Source organism: Pseudomonas shahriarae, from assembly GCF_014268455.2.
Lineage (GTDB): Bacteria > Pseudomonadota > Gammaproteobacteria > Pseudomonadales > Pseudomonadaceae > Aquipseudomonas > Aquipseudomonas shahriarae.
This window is the reverse complement of record NZ_CP077085.1, coordinates 1302781-1319654: the sequence shown is the minus strand read 5'-3', so window position 1 is coordinate 1319654 and position 16874 is coordinate 1302781. Positions and strand designations below refer to the sequence as shown.

Below are 16874 nucleotides of genomic sequence, written 5' to 3'. Positions count from 1 at the left end.
CCGTTAGCGCACCGGCGGCGCGTACTGGATGCCGCCGTTGTTCCACAGCGCATTGAGGCCGCGCGGGATCTTCAGCACGCTGCCCTGGCCAATGTTGCGCTCGAACACCTCGCCATAGTTGCCTACTTGCTTGACGATCTGCACCACCCAGTCCTTGCGCAGCTTCAAATCCTTGCCGTACTCCCCATCGGCCCCCAGCAGGCGGGCGATGTCGGGGTTCTTGGTGGTCTTGGCCTGTTCCTCGACGTTCTTCGAGGTGATGCCCATTTCCTCGGCATTGAGCATGGCAAACAGCGTCCACTTGACGATGCTGAACCAGTCGTCATCACCCTTGCGCACCAGCGGGCCCAGGGGTTCCTTGGAGATCACTTCCGGCAGCACGATAAACTCATCCGGGTGCGCCATCTTGATCCGCTGGGCGTACAGGCCCGACTGGTCGGTGGTCAGCACGTCGCAACGGCCGGCTTCCAGGCCCTTGGCACTTTCATCGGCGGTGTCGAAGGTGATCGGGGTGTATTTCATGCCATTGGCACGGAAGTAATCCGAGACGTTCAACTCGGTGGTGGTGCCGGCCTGGATACAGATGGTCGCGCCATCCAGCTCCTTGGCGTGGGCCACTCCCAGCTTGGTATTCACCAGAAACCCGATACCGTCGTAATAGGTCACGCCGGTAAACACCAGGCCCATTCCGGAATCCCGTGAGCTGGTCCAGGTGGTATTGCGCGAGATCACGTCGATTTCCCCGGATTGCAACGCAGTGAAGCGCTCCTTGGCGGTCAGTTGGGTGAATTTGACCTTTGAGGCATCGCCAAACACGGCGGCGGCAACGGCATGGCACACATCAACGTCGATGCCGGTCATCTTGCCCTGGGCGTCCGGCACGCCGAAGCCTGGCAAGCCGTCGCTGACCCCACATTGGATAAAGCCCTTTTTCTGGATCGCGTCCAGGGTCGCGCCTGCGTGAGCGGTGCCGGCCAGGCCCAGGACAGTGGCGGCGGTGAGTGCTGCCAGGGTGGATTTCAGATGCTGCATGCAAGGCTCTCCGTGTTGGATTTTATTATTTGGCGCCGCAAACCCGGGCCAGTTTATTTATAGTGTTGCCGGTCAGTATCAACGGCTTTACACCTGGGTCACAAATGACGTTTAGGCAAAGGCTCCTTCCTGTTTGGAATGAACTCCCATGATCTCAAAACGCTTGACCCCTTCGATGACTGCCCTGCAATGCTTCGAAGCCGCTGCCCGGCACCTGAGCTTCACCCGTGCCGCCGAAGAACTGCACCTGACCCAAAGTGCGGTGAGCAAGCAAGTGGCGCAACTGGAGGAAATGCTCTGCCACAAGCTCTTCGAACGCGTGCGCCAGCGTCTGTACCTGTCGCCGGCGGGCTCGCTGTACCTGGCAGAAGTGCACAAGATCCTGACCCAGGTGGATATCTCCAGTCGCTAGGTCCTCACCTACGGTGGTGAAACCGAGGTGCTGCGCATCGCCACCCAACCGACCTTCGGCGACCGCTGGCTGGTGCCCAAGCTCAAGGACTTTGCCGCCCGTCATCCGAATATCCACCTGGATGTGCGCAACGAGCTCGAACCCTTCGACGTGCTGCAGGCCAAGGCCGATATCGCGTTCTTCTTCGGCCAGGGGTCATGGCCGGGGGCCACCTGCATTGAGCTGTTTCGCGAAGCGGTAGTGCCGGTGTGCGCACCGGGGTTTGTCGCCCAGGGCAGCGACGCTTCATCGCAACACACCTTGCTGCAATGCACCTCACGGCCCGAGGCCTGGCACGAGTGGTTCCTGGAACAGGGCCTGCATTCACAGAACAGCTACCACGGACCGCGCTTCGACACGTTCTACATGTGCATACGCGCGGCGCAATCGGGTTACGGCGTGGCACTGGTGCCGCACTACCTGGTGGCTGACGAATTGGCCCAGGGCAGCCTGGTGGTGCCATGGGACTATGCGATGCCCAGCAGTGGCGCGCACTTTATCGCCCATGCCGAGCATGCTGGGGAGATTCCCAAGGTGAAGGCGTTTTTGCAGTGGATGGTGGAGTACACCCACTCTCACTGTGGGGGCGGGCTTGCCTGCGATGGTGGTGTATCAGTCAACTGATGGGCTGCCTGATGCTCCCCCATCGCGGCATAGGTATCTACACACTCTCTTCTGGGTATGTGTACATATCCGTTGCTTCGGTAACGGCGGCTATTGGTTCCGCTCTTACAGCGGGTCACTTTTGGAAAAGAGCCCCAAAAGTAACCAAAAGGGCTCTTGCCCCACCACTCGGCACCTCGCCTAGGCTCGGTGTGCCCGTCATCCGACATTGATTTGGGGGGCCGCCGCGATGGGCCATCCATGGCCCAGCGCGGCTAACCCGGCGTCCTGCCGGGTTACCCCCAAATCAATGTCGGATGACGGCCAGCGTGGTTTAACGGGGCGCCTAAGATCAAAATCACAAGCAAAGCGAGGCGGCCTGACAGCCGACCTGATCGTCGAGATGTACGCATATACCTGTGGGAGCTGGCTTGCCTGCGATGGCGGTGTATCAGCCAATACATTTATCGACTGATACACCGCCATCGCAGGCAAGCCAGCTCCCACAGGGGGAATGCAGCTTCGCGCTCTGGCTCTGCTGTTGCTCTGCTGTTGCTCTGCTTTTGCTCTGCTTTTGATCTGGCTTTTGATCTTGATCTCAGGCGCCCCGTTAAACCACGATGGCCGCAGGCAGGTATTGCGCAGTGGGCACCCCGGCATGGATGCCGGGGTAGCCGCGACACGGCCAGGGATGGCCGATCGCGGCGGGCCCACGGAGCAATGCCTGACTGCGGGCATGCCGAGCCTAGGCGAGGCACCGAGTGGTGGGGCAAGAGCGCTTTGCTTACTTTGGCGCTCTTCCAAAGTGAGCCGCCGTAAGGGCGGAACCCTAAGTGGCCGTGACCGCAGCAACGGATATGTACACATCCCCAACAACCAAATCAACCAACCCATCTGCTGACTGATACACCACCATCGCGGGCAAGCCCACTCCCACCGCAAAGCCATTGCCACATCCCGATTTTTGCGAATGACCCGGCGACTTTATTTCGTTTGCCGGGCCACCGCGCTCGCGGCTTAGATAGGCGCAAACCGCCCCTTTGCGAGCCCGTGATCCATGAGCCACGAAACCATCAGCCAGTCGATTTCCATCGTCCATCCCATCTGCCTGAGCCACGGGCGCAACGCCGAAGTCTGGGACACCGAGGGCAAGCGCTATATCGACTTTGTCGGCGGCATTGGCGTGCTCAACCTCGGCCATTGCCACCCGACTGTGGTCGAGGCGATTCGCGAGCAGGCTACCCGGCTCACCCATTACGCCTTCAATGCCGCGCCGCACGCGCCCTATATCCAGTTGATGGAGCGCCTCAGCGCCTTTATCCCGGTGGCTTACCCGGTCAGCGGCATGCTGACCAACAGCGGCGCCGAAGCCGCCGAGAACGCGCTGAAGATCGTCCGTGGCGCCACCGGCCGCACCGCCGTGATTGCTTTTGACGGCGGCTTCCACGGGCGCACCCTGGCCACCCTCAACCTCAACGGCAAGGTGGCGCCCTACAAGCAAAAAGTCGGCGTGCTACCCGGCCCGGTTTATCACCTGCCCTACCCCAGCGCAGACAATGGCGTGACCACAGACGATGCACTCAAAGCCATGGAGCGCCTGTTCAGCGTCGAAATCGACATCGCCGACGTGGCCTGTTTCATCCTCGAACCGGTGCAGGGCGAAGCCGGTTTCCTGGCCCTCGACATTCCCTTCGCCAGAGCCCTGCGGCGCCTGTGCGATGAACACGGCATTCTGTTGATCGCCGACGAAATCCAATCCGGCTTTGGCCGCACTGGCCAGCGTTTCGCCTTCTCACGCCTGGGCATCGAACCCGACCTGATCCTGCTGGGCAAAAGCATCGCCGGCGGCGTGCCCCTGGGCGCCGTGGTCGGACGCAAGGCCTTGCTGGACAACCTGCCCAAAGGCGGCCTGGGCGGCACCTATTCCGGCAACCCGATCGCCTGCGCGGCCGCCCTGGCCACCCTGGATGTGATGAGCGACGAACACCTGCAAGCCTGGGGCGAACAACAGGAAGCCGCGATCTGCGGGCGCCATGCCGCCTGGCAGGCGAAAAAAATCTCGCCCTACCTCGGCCGCCTGACCGGCGTCGGCGCCATGCGCGGTATCGAGTTGGTCAACCCCGACGGCAGCCCAGCCAGCGCCCAACTCCAACAACTGCTGAACCTGGCCCGCGACGCAGGATTGCTGCTGATGCCCAGCGGCAAGGCCCGGCATATCATCCGCTTACTGGCCCCGCTGACCATCGAGCCGGCGGTGTTGGAGGAAGGCTTGGATATTCTGGAGAAATGCCTGGCACAGCTCGACGCGCCGGCATGTCGCAGATGACCCAGCGGGCTCTGGAGCGAGGCGATGCGGCTGTCACCCTCGGCCTGTCTGTGCTGCAGGTACTGGGTTTGGGACAGGACATAGCCCATATCGCCGCCAAAGGTGGCGATTGGCAACGGATACTGATTGCTCCAGGCAGAACATTGGGCGGCGCACGTCCAATGCGACGGCCACCTGCGGATCGCCAATGGCCGACATTGGCCAACGCCATGGACGTATCTCGTCAAGAACAGGATCGGATGAGCCGGGAATTCAGGCTGGCGCTGTAGGAGCCGACAAGTCGGCCCCTACAGGGTTGAGGTCAGTAACGCGCGTCCACCGGCTTACCGCCGTTCGGCCAGTCCTTCACCTTGTCCGGGAAGTCCGGGCGTGGTTTTTGCGAGAAGTAGGCGGCAACGTCTACCGCTTCCTGGTCCGACAAGCCGCCCTGGCCCAACGGGAATTTCTCGTGGAAGCCGATCGGCATATTGCGTTTGACGAACGCGGCCGCCGTGTAGGTGCGGGCCATGCCAGCGCCGATGTTGAAGGACTGGTCGCCCCACAACGGTGGGTACACCAGGCTGCCGTCGGCACGGGCCAGGCCCTCGCCGTCGCTGCCGTGGCACACCGCGCATTGCTTGGCGTAGACCTGCTCGCCATTGGCCAGGTCGGGCTTGATGGCCGGGTCGATCTTGCCGACACCACGGCCAGGGACTTTATCCTCGGGCTTGGTGTTGTTTTTCATCCAGTCGAAGTACGCCACCATCGCCTGCATATCCGCCGATTGAGGCTGTATTGGCTTGCCGTTCATCGAGCGGCGGAAGCAGCCGTTGATGCGCTCCTCCAGGCTCACCACCTTGCCGGCACGTGGGGCGTAGCTGGGGAAGAAGGCCGACACGCCCACAAACGGCGAGCCATCTGCCACGGTGCCAGCGTTGAGATGGCAACTGGTGCAGTTCAGCGCGTTGCCGACATTGTCTGGCAGCAGTTCCTTGGTTTGCAGGTGCAGGCGCATGCCGCGGACCACTTGATCGGCATTGGATGCTGCCAGCAGGTTGGCCAGGCGCGGCGTCTCGAACGCCGAGGAGTCGGTGCTCACCGGGTTGAGTTGGTCACGCATTTTCTTCACCTGGGCGGTGCTGATCGGCGTGCCTTCGTTGCCCCAGCGTGTGCGCACAAAGGTGAGGATTTCCGCCACTTCGTTGTTCGCAAGCCTGGCAAAGCCCGGCATGGTGTAGACCCGTGGATGGGCGGCGGTCTCGGCGGTTTCCCAACCGGTCAGGGTGATGTGCAGCAACGAGGTCGGGTTGCTGGCAACCACGCCGGTGTTGCCGGCCAATGCCGGGAACAGGCCCTTCACGCCCGCGCCATCGCTGCGGTGGCAATCGCTGCAGAACTGCATATAGCCCAGGCCGCCACGGCTGGTGAACAAGTCCTTGGGCAGTTCGGCCGGGCCTTTGGCGACGGCCGGCATCGGCAGGTCATCCTTGCCCGGTGGCAGGGATTTGAGATAGGTCGCAATGGCCGTCAGGTCAGCATCCGTGAAGTGCTGGGTGCTGTGCCGGATCACGTCCACCATGTTGCCCGATACCGTGGCAAAGCGGTTCTGCCCGGTCTTGAGCAGTTGCACGGTGTCTTGCACCGTCCATAGGTTGCGCAGGCTCAAGGCGCGCCAATGCTCGACGGTTTCCCCGCCCAGGTAATGCTCGCCGCTGCTGCCGGCGTCGCTCATGGCTTTTTCCTGGAAGGCGATACCGCGCGGGGTGTGGCACGAGCCACAGTGGCCGAGGCCCTGGACCAGATAGGCGCCCCGGTTGAGCACGGCATCCCGGGCCGGGTCGGGCTGGAACGGTTGCTTGTCGAGGAACATGAAATTCCACAACGCCAGGCCCCAGCGCTGGTTGAACGGGAAGCCCATGTCGGCTTCGAGGTTGGCCTGTTTCACCGGTTCGACGGCGTGCATCAGGTAGGCGAACAAGGCACGCATGTCCTCTTCGCTCATCTTCGCGTAAGACGGATACGGCATCGCCGGGTACAGGTTCATACCCGCCGGCGTCACGCCTTCGCGCATCACACGGTCGAACTGTTCGAAGGTATAGGCACCAATCCCGGTCTCGCGGTCCGGGGTAATGTTGCTGGAGTAGATGATGCCCATGGGCGTGCTCAGCTCCAGGCCACCCGCCATCTCGGGGCCTTGCTTGGCGGTGTGGCAGGCGATGCAGTCACCTAGTTGGGCAACGTATTTGCCCTGGGCAATCAGTTCGGTATCGGGTTTGGCGGGTTCGTTGGCGTGCAGGGGAAGCGCAAGACACAGCGTCGCCCCCATCCAGGCCAAACGTGACAGAGAAAGGGCCATCGCATTATTCCTTTAATAACCTGGCCGGGGGGTTGGCCCCTGGGTACAGGTTTGTCTGCGTTTTTATGAGGTCATCAGGCGGACAACCGGGGCTTTGTAAGCCCCGGTTTGTTGTAGCGGATTTTCGAGGGGAGCCCGTTGATATGGATCAGGCCGAGGGCGGTTCAGGCGTTTTGCAGGTAGTGCGCGGCGTCGAGCTCGATCATCACCGGTTGACGGCTATCGACCAGGGTTTGCAACAGCGCGTGCAAGGCCTGTGGCGTGTCGGCCGTGTGATAGGCGACGTGGCAGCTGCGGGCCATCGCGGCAAAGTCCGGGGTCAGGATATCCACCCCCAGCGGCACGATTTCCCGGGCCTGCATATAGTCCCGGATCTCGCCGTAGCACTGGTTATTCCACACCACCAGGATCACACCGATGCCGGCCTCACGGGCCGCGATCAGTTCGTTGCTGGCAAACTGCAGGCCGCCATCGCCGACCAGTGCCACCACTGGCCGTTCAGGCTTGGCCAGCTTGGCACCGATCGCCGCTGGCAATCCGTAGCCGAGGGTGCCGTAGCCGGTGCCGGCGTTGAACCAACTGTTGGCCGCCGGCGCTTGGTAGCCCACCGCGCCCTGGTACACCGGCTGGGTCGAGTCGCCGACGATCAGCGGGTCGACCAGGCTGTCGCGCAACAGGTCCAGCAAGCCTTGCAGCCCCTGTTGCTTGGCGTTCCAGCTCTCGCGTTCCAAACGGTTGACGCGCTGCACGCTGTCCTGTGCCCAACGCCCGCTCGGCGCTGGCGGGCTGACCGCAGCCAGTAACGCCTGCAAGCCTTCGCGGGCATCGCCCAGCAGCCCGACATGGGCGCGTTGCACGCCCATGACTTGCATCGGGTCGATATCCAGGCGGATCAGCGGTGCCTTGAATTTCAGTGGGCCAAGGCCGAAGAAGTCGTAGTCGGTTTCTCCCAATTCAGTGCCCACGGCGAGGATCACATCGGCCTCGTCAAACAACGAGCGGCCATGCCTGGACGACTGCACACCATCCAGCAACAGCGGGTGCCCCATGGGCAGCAGGCCACGGGCATTGGTGGTAAGGGCCACCGGCGCTTGCAGGCGTTCGGCCAGTTGCTGCAACACCTCAGCGCAATCACGGGCACCGCCGCCGGCGAGGATCAGCGGCCGCCGCGCTTCATTGAGCAGGCTCAGCGCCGCCCGCAGCGAGGCCGGCGCCGGAGCCGGGGCGCCGGGCAGGCTGCGAGGCATCAGGTTGAGGTCGATGGCCGGCATCTCCAGCACATCCAGGGGGATTTCCAGATGCACCGGGCGCGGGCGCGCGCACTTGAACACCGCGAAGGCGCGGGCCAGCAGTTCCGGCAATTGCTCCGGTGATTGCAGGGTATGGCTGAAGGCACACACACCGGCGACCATCGCCCGCTGGTCCGGCAGCTCGTGCAGATGCCCGTGGCCCAGGCGCAGATGTTCGCGGCGGTTGGTGGTGGAAATCACCAGCATCGGCACCGAGTCGGCATAGGCCTGGCCCATGGCCGTCAGAATATTGGTCATGCCGGGGCCGGTAATGATGAAACACACGCCCGGCTTGCCACTGGCGCGGGCGTAGCCGTCGGCCATAAACCCGGCGCCCTGCTCATGGCGCGGGCTGACATGCCGCAGACGGCTGCCATGCAGGCCGCGATAGAGCTCGACGGTGTGCACACCGGGGATGCCGAACACGGTATCTACCCCATAACCTTCCAGCAGGCGAACCAGGGACTGGGCACAGGTGGTCATTGCTCATTTCCTTCTTATTGTTCTGTGTCGATTGGTCGGACCTTAGGGGGCGCTCCGAGGGCGGACAAGCAAAAAATTTGCCGGCCATTGGCAAAAAAAATTCACGGATTGCCGCGCACTACAGCCCGCCACCCAGCTGCGACTTCACCCACTCGCCAAACGCCTGCACCACCGGGCGCTCGACTTTCTGGTGATCGGCCACCAGGTAATAACCACGGTTGGATTCGATCTCGGTCTCGAACGGCCGCACCAGCAAGCCCCTGGCCAGGGCCTCGCCGCTGATCAGGTTGTCGCCCATGGCGATGCCCTGGCCGGCGATGCACGCCGACTGCACAAAGTGCGCATCGGCAAACACGATGCCACGCTGCACATCCACATTCGGCGCCCCGGCGGCGGCCAGCCATACGCGCCAGTCGGAGTAGTCGATCATATGCAGCAGCGGTGCGCCCGCCAGGTGTTCCGGGTTCTTCAGGCCGCCCATGGTGTTGACCAGGCGCGGGCTGCACACCGGGAAATAACGCAGCGAGACGATCTTCTGCACATGCTGGTTAGGCCAGTCGCCCATGCCGTAGGCGATAAACAGGTCGGCGCCGTGGTCGCTGGTGTCGTCCGGGGTGCGCGGTGATATCAGGTGCAGTTCGACCTGTGGATAAAGTGCCTGGAAGTCGGCGATATGGGTGCACAGCCAATAGGTAGCAAACCCCGCCGGGCTGCTGATACACAGGCGCCCGCTGACCTGCTGGCCATCGAAACGCTGCCCGGCTTCAAGGATATTGGCCAGCAGCCCATGGATATCCCGGGCATAGCGCTCGCCCTGCCAGGTGATGCGGATATTGCGCCCGGTGCGCTCGGTCAGGGCAAACCCCAGGGTCTGTTCCAGGCTCTTGATCTGGTGGCTGATGGCACTGGGGGTGAGGTTCAGCTCGGCGGCTGCCTCGGACACGCTGCCCAGCCGAGCCACCGCGTCCAGCGCCCGCAAGGCGGTCATGGAGGGGTAACGCATGGATGTTCACCTGCTCGAAGATACCCGCACCATAGCCGGAATCAGCCGTCAGACATAGCCACCGGCGAGCGGGACAGTTGAATTAAATTTCAATATCGAGCGAAAAATGCTCGATTGACCTCATGTGGCCAGTGGCTATTCTCGATCCTCATCACTGCATGCCTGTGCAGCTTTGCGCAGGAGCCGGCTCCTGCAGAAAACTGCCTAATCTACAAAAATAAAGAGGGATAACCCTTGAACCCAGTCACCCCGGTGGTCGCCATTGATGCTCTGCACAAGAGCTATGCCGCGCACCATGTTCTCAAAGGCATTTCCCTGCGCGCCAACGAAGGCGATGTGGTGTCGCTGATCGGCTCCAGCGGTTCGGGCAAAAGCACCCTGCTGCGTTGCATCAACCTGCTGGAGATCCCGTGCAGCGGCAGCCTGCGCATCAATGGCGAAGAAGTGCGCCTGAAAAAGGACCGCGCCGGCAACCCGCTGATCGCCGATCCCGACCAGGTGGCACGCCTGCGCACGCAACTGGGCATGGTGTTCCAGAGCTTCAACCTGTGGCCCCACCGCACCGTGCTGGAAAATGTCATCGAAGCACCGATGTATGTGCTGGGTGAAGACCGCAAGGACGCCATCGCCCACGCCGAGCACCTGCTGGAAAAAGTCGGCCTGGCGAGCAAGCGCGATACCTTCCCGGCCTTCCTCTCCGGTGGTCAGCAACAGCGCGTGGCCATCGCCCGCGCCCTGGCCATGCGCCCGCGTGTATTGCTGATGGATGAACCCACCTCGGCCCTCGACCCGGAGTTGGTCGGCGAAGTGCTGAAGGTGATCCAGGGCATCGCCGAAGAAGGCCGCACCATGATCCTCGTCACCCACGAAATGGCGTTTGCCCGGGATGTATCGAGCAAGGTCATGTTTTTGCACCAGGGATTGGTTGAAGAAGAAGGCACGCCCCAGCAAGTCTTCCAGAACCCCACCAGCGAGCGTTGCCGCCAGTTCGTCATGGCCCAGGACAATCGCGTTTGAACTGCCGCTTCCATCCTTCAAAACAATAACTTCGAAAGGGTCAAGCCATGCATAACTCTCTGAAATCCCTCGCCGCCGGCTGCGTGCTCGCCGTGCTTTCCCACAGCGCAGTGGCCGCCGAAAAAATAGTGTTCGGCATCGCCCTGGAACCCTACCCGCCGTTCTCCGAAAAAGCCGGCAATGGCGCCTGGAGCGGTTTCGAACCAGACCTGATCAAGGCCCTGTGCGAACGCCTGCAAGCCCAATGCCCGCTCAAGGAAGTGTCCTGGGACGGTTTGATCCCGGCGCTGCAATCGAGCCAGATCGACGTGATCCTCAACTCCCTGAGCATCACCGAAGAGCGCGAAAAGGTCATCGCCTTTACCGCCCCCTACTACCAGACCCCGGCCATGTGGGTCGCCGACAAAAGCCTGGACCTGGTCACCACCCCCGAAGGTCTAAAGGGCAAGTTGATTGGTGTGCAGGGCTCGACCTCCAACGCCACCTACCTCAAGACCTACTACGCCAAGGGCTCGACCCTGCGCTACTACAACACCCAGGACGACATGACCGCCGACCTGCAAAGCGGGCGCATCGACGTGATGCTGGCCGACGCGCTGACCATCGAGCCGATGCTCAAGTCCAATGCCGGCAGTGGCCTGGCTGACAAGGGCCTGGCGCCCAAAGACCCGTTGTTCGGTTCCGGTATCGGTGCCGCCGTGCGCAAGGGTGACGACCGCCTGCGCGAGCAGCTCAACACCGCGCTGGCGGCAATCAAGGCCGACGGCACCTACGACAAAATTCGCAGCCGCTATTTCAGCGTCGATATTTCCGCGCAATAACGTCCAACGGAACGCGCCATGATTTCTTTGTCCGAACTCACCCAGTTGTTCGTCGCCGACGGCTGGCTCAACGCGCTGCTCCAGGGCGCGGTGGTGACCTTGCAGATTTCCGCCGGGGCTTTTGTGCTGGGCCTGGGCATCGGTTTGCTGGTGGCCATGATCAAGCTCAAGGGCCCACGCTGGATGGTGCGCCTGGCCAACCTGTACACCACGCTGTACCGCGCGGTGCCGGAGCTGCTGCTGATTTTGCTGCTGTATTACGCCGGCACCGACCTGCTGAATATGGCGATGGCCGCCATGGGCCGCGACAGCGTGACGGTCAACGGTTTTATCGCCGCCGTGCTGGTGCTGGGCATCGTTCAGGGCGCGTACTCCGCGGAGATCATTCGCGGCGCGATCCAGGCCATTCCCGTCGGCCAGCTGGAAGCGGCTCGGGCCTTTGGCATCGAGCGCTGGCTGCTGGTGCGCCGGGTGTTGCTGCCGAGCATGTTGCCGTTTGCCATGGCCGGTCTGTCGAACCTGTGGCTGGTGCTGGTCAAGGACAGCGCACTGATCAGCATCGTCGGCTACAGCGAGTTGCTCTCGGTGGGCAAACAGGCGGCCGGCTCCACCAAGCATTACCTGGTGTTCTACCTGGCGGTGGCGGCGGTGTATTTCATCATCACCCTGATTTCCAACGGCGCCTTCCGGGTGTTCGAGCGACGGATCAACCGCTGGATGCCGCAGCACTAAGGAGCGCAGCCGATGGACTTTTCATGGATCAACAGTTTTGGCAACGAGCTGCTGCACGGCCTGGGTATCACCCTGAAGTTGCTGGCCTTGTCCGGGGTGTTTGGCTTTTTGCTGGCGGTGCTGGTGGCCTTGGGGCGCTTGTCGTCCAACCCGCTGATCAGTGGGCCGTTGCGCGCCTATACCGCGGTGTTCCGAGGCACGCCGCTGCTGGTGCAGATCTACATCCTGTATTACGGCGTGGGCAGCGTGTTTGCCAGCTACCCGCTGATTCGCGGCAGCTTCCTCTGGCCGTATTTGCGTGAAGGCTTCTGGTACGTGGCCCTGGCCCTGATTCTGTGTGTCGGCGCGTATGTCGGCGAAGTGCTGCGCGGCGCCCTGCGTGCGGTGCCACGGGGCGAGCTGGAAGCGGCGCGGGCGTTTGGCATGAAGCGCCTGATGGTGCTGCGCCGGGTCTGGTTGCCACGGGCCCTGGAGCTGGTGAAGCCGACCCTGGTGGGCGAGACCGTGTTGCTGCTCAAGGCGACCGCCCTGGCCTCCACCGTGGCCGTCACCGACCTGCTCGGCGCCGCCAACCTGGTGCGGGCGCAGACGCTGCGGGTGTATGAGCCACTGTTGGCCGTGGCGGTGATCTACATTGTCCTGGCGTTCGTGATCGAACACGTCTTCTCGCGCTGGGGCAAAGTCCCGCAGCGCCAGGCTTGAATCAATTTTAGGAGAACAAGGATGCGTTATTCACCGTTTGTCGAGCGCATTAGTGGCGAGTCCGTCAGCGCCTGGGATATTCACTACGCGGCCGTCGAAGCCCGTGGCCGTGGCGAAGATGTGATTGTGTTGAGCGTCGGCGATCCCGACTTCGCCACCGCCAGTGCCATTTGCGAAACCGCCGTCGACGCCCTGCGCGCCGGCGACACTCACTACACCCATGTCCTCGGCCGACCGGCCCTGCGCGAGGCGATTGCGGCCAAGCAAAGCCGTCTGCAAGGCATCGCCGTACACGCCGATAACGTGGCCCTGGTGGCCGGTGCGCAAAACGGCCTGTTCGCCACCTCGCTGTGCCTGTTCAGCCATGGCGACGAAGTGCTGGTGCCGGAGCCGATGTACCTGACCTATGAGGCGTGCATCCACGCTTCCGGGGCGCGCATCGCGACCATCGAGCAACCGGCAGCCAACGGCTTTCGCCTGACCCGCGCGGCCCTGGAAAAAGCCATTACCGCCAAGACCCGGGGCATTGCCCTGGCCACGCCGTGCAACCCCACCGGGAACGTCTACAGCCGTGAAGAGCTGGAGTGGGTGGCCGAAGTCGCCCGTGAGCACGACCTGTGGGTAATTTCCGATGAGGTCTACGGCCAGATCACTTACGACCAGCCGCACCTGAGCATTGCCTCGCTGCCAGGCATGGCCGAGCGCACCGTGGTGCTCAACAGCCTGTCGAAAACCCACGCCATGACCGGCTGGCGCGTGGGCTGGGTGGTGGCGCCGACCGCGTTGGTCGGCCACCTGGATAACCTGCTGCTGTGCATGCTCTATGGCTTGCCCGGGTTTATCCAGGAAGCGGCGATCAAGGCCCTGGAGCTGGATGACGAGGTGGTGAGCGACGCGCGCACGGTGTATCGCCGCCGGCGCGACCTGGTGGTGGCCGGCCTGGGTGGCATCGCCGACCTTGATTGCCGGGTGCCACAGGCCGGCATGTTTATGCTGGTGGACGTGCGCCGCACCGGGCTGTCGAGCATGGACTTTGCCTGGCAGCTGTTCCGCGCCACCGGGGTGTCGGTGCTCGATGCCCAGGCGTTTGGCGCCAGTGCCGAAGGCTTTGTGCGCATCTCCTTTACCGTCGCCGACGACACCCTCAAAGACGCTTGCCAGCGGATTGCCGGGTTTGTCGAGGGCCTGCGCGCCAACCGCTGAGCTTTATGTGGGAGCGAGCGTGCTCGCGATGCGGGCAACTCGGTCCCACAGGCACAACGCGGTGATGCCATCGCAGGCAAGCCAGCTCCCACCCTTTGATCGTCGCCGCTTCTGAATATTGAGGTTTCCCCCGTGACCGCTTCCGACCAATTCACTTCCACCCACTCCGTTGTCGGCGAGCACGCTGACCTGGTGCTGCACCACGGCCGCTTCTACACCCTCGACCCGGCCCAGCCGTGGGCCGACGCGGTGGCGATTCGCGGGGGACGTTTTATCGCAGTCGGTACATTCGCCGACCTGCAACACCTGATCGGCCCGCAGACCCGCCAACATGACCTGCTGGGCGCATTCTGCATGCCCGGCCTGCACGATATGCACACCCATCCCGACCTCGCCCTGGCGCCACGCTACAGCGATGACCTGGATGTGGGCATCGAAGATCCCACCCCCGAACAACTGGCGGCGGCGATCCACGCCTACGCCGATGCCCACCCCGGCGATGGCTGGATCTACGGCCAATACTGGGTGCGCTACACCTTCCGCGAAGCCGGGCTGACCCCAGGGCGCGAATGGCTCGACAGCATCATGCCGGACCGCCCGGTGGCGCTGCTGGACCGTATGTGGGGGACCATGATGGTCAACTCCTGCGCCTTGAAACTGGCCGGCATCGACCGCCACACCGCCGACCCGCGCAACGGCTATATGGAGCGCGACGAACTCAGCGGCGAGCCCAACGGCCTGATGATCGACGGTGCCTACGCGCTGATCCATGCGGCCATGCCGCCGACCCCGGTGGCGGTGCTGCGCCGGGCCTATCGCGACGGCGTGCATTTCCAGAGCTCGCGTGGCGTTACCGCGACCAAGTATGTTCACGTCTGCGAGCGGCGCCTGGACGCCCTCAAGGAGCTGGACGATGCGGGCGAATTGAGCCTGCGCGTGGAAGCCGCGATCAGTTGGCAGGACGATATCTTCCCGGTGCGCCGGCGCTGGGAACTGCTCGGCGGCGAGCGTCACTACTATCGCAGCGCGCGGCTGAACGCCAACGCGGTGAAATTCCACTTCGACGGCACCGTGGAGCCCAAGTCTTCGTACCTGATGACCCCCTGGGCGGCCGACTCCACCTGGCGCGGCAAGCTCAACCTGACCCCGGAACATATCACCGACATGGTGGTGGACATGGACCGCCGTGGCCTGCGGGTGATCGCTCACTGCACCGGCGACGGCGCTTCCGATGTATTCCTTGATGCGGTCGCCGAAGCGCGGCGGGTCAACGGTGACAGCGGCATTCGTCACCAATGCGCCCACAGCACGTTGCTGCATCCGGGCAACCTCAAGCGCTTCAAGGCGCTGAATGTGATCGCCGAATTCTCCCCGGCGGCCTGGTACCCGACGCCGTTTGCCAGCGGCGCCCGCTCCGGTTATGGCGCCGAGCGCCTCAAGCGCATCTACGACTTCAAAGGTGTGCTGGCCGAAGGCGGCCTGGCGGTAATGGGCACCGACTGGCCGGTGGCCTCGATTGACCCGTGGCTGGCCCTGGAAACCATGGTCACCCGGCAGAACCCCTGGAACCAGGAACCGGACTGCTTCGGCGAGCCGATCACCCTGGAACAGGCACTGCAAGTGGCGACCCTCAACGGCGCCCACGCCATGGGCCTGGAGCACTCCACCGGCAGCCTGGAGGTGGGTAAGTGCGCCGACCTGATCGTGATCGACCGCGACCTGTTCGCCCAGCCGGCGCGCAACTACATCCACCAGACCCAGGTGCTGCTGACCCTGGTCGATGGTCGGCCGGTGTACGACCGCCTCAACACCTTTGAAGGCACGGCGCTGCAAGCCGTGTGGCAAGGCCTGCCGCCGGTGATCGAATGAATAGCGAGAGCATTGCAGTCACGGTAGTTTCGGGCTTTCTCGGCGCAGGCAAGACCACCCTGCTCAACCGCATCGCCCAGCAGCCGCAACATGGGCGCATGGCGGTGATCGTCAATGACTTCGGCGAGCTGAACATCGATGCGGCGATCATCGCCGAAGTCACCGACGCCGTGTTCAGCCTGCAGAACGGCTGCATCTGCTGCACTGTGCAAGAGGACCTGCTGGCGCAGCTGGTGAGCCTGAGCCAACTGCGCCCCCGCCTGGACCGTATCGTCATCGAGTGCAGCGGTGTGTCCGACCCGCAACGCATTGTGCAAACCCTGGGTTATCCACAGCTCAAGGCGCACCTGCATCTGGATACGGTGATCACCCTGGTGGACGCCAGCGGCTATGGCGCCCTGGAGGGTGAGTTCGCACGCTTGTCCCGGGCTCAGGTGGCCTGTGCCGACCTGGTGTTGCTGAACAAGGCCGACCTGGTCAGCGCCGCCGAACTGCAAAGCCTGCGCGCAACTATCGGTGCCCGCACACGCGTGATCAGCACCGTGCAGGCGCAGATCCCCGATGCCCTGCTGCTGGGCGAGCGCACCCCGCGCAACGGCTTCACTCCCGTGCCGACGCCGCACCACGAACTGTTCGAAAGCTGGACCTGGCAAGCCACCCAGGCCCTGCCGGCCAAAGCCCTGCGCGATTGGCTGGGGCAACTGCCCAAGGACTTGTTCCGCCTTAAAGGCCTGGTGCATTTACAGGGCAATGAGCAACCCTTCTGGTTGCAACATGTGGGCAACCGCAGCCAGTTCAGCCTGGCCAGCGGCGAGCACGCGCAGGACTCGGCGCAACTGGTGTTTATCGCCCGACGGGATAGCGGGCTGCGGGAAACGCTGGAGGCGCAATTGCAGGAGATGCAGGAACTGTAAGCGCGGATGACGATGAAGGCAGAGTGCCGCCTTGACCTTGCTACCCCGGCCCTTGAAAATGCCCGACGTTTTTCCCGTCTCCCCGCTTACAGAA

13 protein-coding genes and 1 pseudogene are annotated in these 16874 nt (G+C 63.2%); 10 read left to right on the top strand and 4 right to left on the bottom strand.

The annotated features are described in order from the left end of the window. Positions 1-3 precede the first annotated feature (3 nt). Positions 4-1032: an amino acid ABC transporter substrate-binding protein gene (locus HU773_RS05835; RefSeq protein ID WP_057437889.1), complete on the bottom strand. Its 1029-nt coding sequence runs from the start codon at positions 1030-1032 to the stop codon at positions 4-6. A 151-nt stretch (positions 1033-1183) separates the two neighbouring features. Here HU773_RS05835 and HU773_RS05830 point away from each other — a divergent pair. From HU773_RS05830 to HU773_RS05820, 3 genes and pseudogenes are all read left to right on the top strand, one after another. After that, a pseudogene (locus tag HU773_RS05830) lies at positions 1184-2107 on the top strand (LysR substrate-binding domain-containing protein). A gap of 1036 nt (positions 2108-3143) precedes the next feature. Beyond that, the gene (locus HU773_RS05825; protein WP_186626328.1) at positions 3144-4412 is read left to right on the top strand and encodes a 2-aminoadipate transaminase; all 1269 of its coding nucleotides are present in this window, start codon (positions 3144-3146) and stop codon (positions 4410-4412) included. Continuing rightward, on the top strand, positions 4400-4681 hold the full coding sequence (locus HU773_RS05820) for a hypothetical protein (protein ID WP_057960587.1): 282 nt from the start codon (positions 4400-4402) through the stop codon (positions 4679-4681). Before HU773_RS05825 ends, HU773_RS05820 begins: the two co-directional genes overlap by 13 nt. A 32-nt stretch (positions 4682-4713) precedes the next feature. Here HU773_RS05820 and HU773_RS05815 read toward each other — a convergent pair whose 3' ends face one another. The 3 genes from HU773_RS05815 to HU773_RS05805 form a co-directional block, all read right to left on the bottom strand. After that, the gene (locus HU773_RS05815; protein ID WP_057960588.1) at positions 4714-6747 is read right to left on the bottom strand and encodes a c-type cytochrome; all 2034 of its coding nucleotides are present in this window, start codon (positions 6745-6747) and stop codon (positions 4714-4716) included. Positions 6748-6911: 164 nt separating this feature from the next. Continuing rightward, a complete protein-coding gene (locus tag HU773_RS05810) occupies positions 6912-8519 on the bottom strand; it encodes a 5-guanidino-2-oxopentanoate decarboxylase (protein WP_186626329.1) in 1608 nt (535 codons plus the stop codon). Between the two features lie 118 nt (positions 8520-8637). Beyond that, positions 8638-9522, bottom strand: coding sequence for a LysR substrate-binding domain-containing protein (locus HU773_RS05805; protein WP_057960590.1), 885 nt, complete (start codon positions 9520-9522; stop codon positions 8638-8640). 234 nt (positions 9523-9756) lie between these two features. Between HU773_RS05805 and HU773_RS05800 the strand changes: the two genes are divergently transcribed. From HU773_RS05800 to HU773_RS05770, 7 genes are all read left to right on the top strand, one after another. Then, a complete protein-coding gene (locus tag HU773_RS05800; RefSeq protein ID WP_186626330.1) occupies positions 9757-10539 on the top strand; it encodes an ABC transporter ATP-binding protein in 783 nt (260 codons plus the stop codon). Positions 10540-10586: 47 nt separating this feature from the next. Beyond that, positions 10587-11360, top strand: coding sequence for a transporter substrate-binding domain-containing protein (locus tag HU773_RS05795; RefSeq protein ID WP_057960591.1), 774 nt, complete (start codon positions 10587-10589; stop codon positions 11358-11360). 18 nt (positions 11361-11378) lie between these two features. Then, positions 11379-12092, top strand: a complete 714-nt coding sequence (locus HU773_RS05790) for an ABC transporter permease (protein WP_057437878.1) — start codon at positions 11379-11381, stop codon at positions 12090-12092. A 12-nt stretch (positions 12093-12104) separates the two neighbouring features. Next, entirely contained in the window at positions 12105-12794 is a 690-nt protein-coding gene (locus HU773_RS05785) for an ABC transporter permease (RefSeq protein WP_057437876.1), read from the top strand. Between the two features lie 21 nt (positions 12795-12815). Further along, positions 12816-13997, top strand: a complete 1182-nt coding sequence (locus HU773_RS05780) for a pyridoxal phosphate-dependent aminotransferase (protein ID WP_057960592.1) — start codon at positions 12816-12818, stop codon at positions 13995-13997. A gap of 132 nt (positions 13998-14129) precedes the next feature. Further along, complete coding sequence (locus tag HU773_RS05775; protein ID WP_120731706.1) at positions 14130-15866, top strand: amidohydrolase; 1737 nt, start codon at positions 14130-14132, stop codon at positions 15864-15866. Further along, positions 15863-16780 (top strand): CobW family GTP-binding protein, encoded by a 918-nt coding sequence (locus tag HU773_RS05770; protein WP_057960594.1) that lies wholly within the window; start codon positions 15863-15865, stop codon positions 16778-16780. Before HU773_RS05775 ends, HU773_RS05770 begins: the two co-directional genes overlap by 4 nt. The last annotated feature ends 94 nt before the right edge of the window (positions 16781-16874 follow it).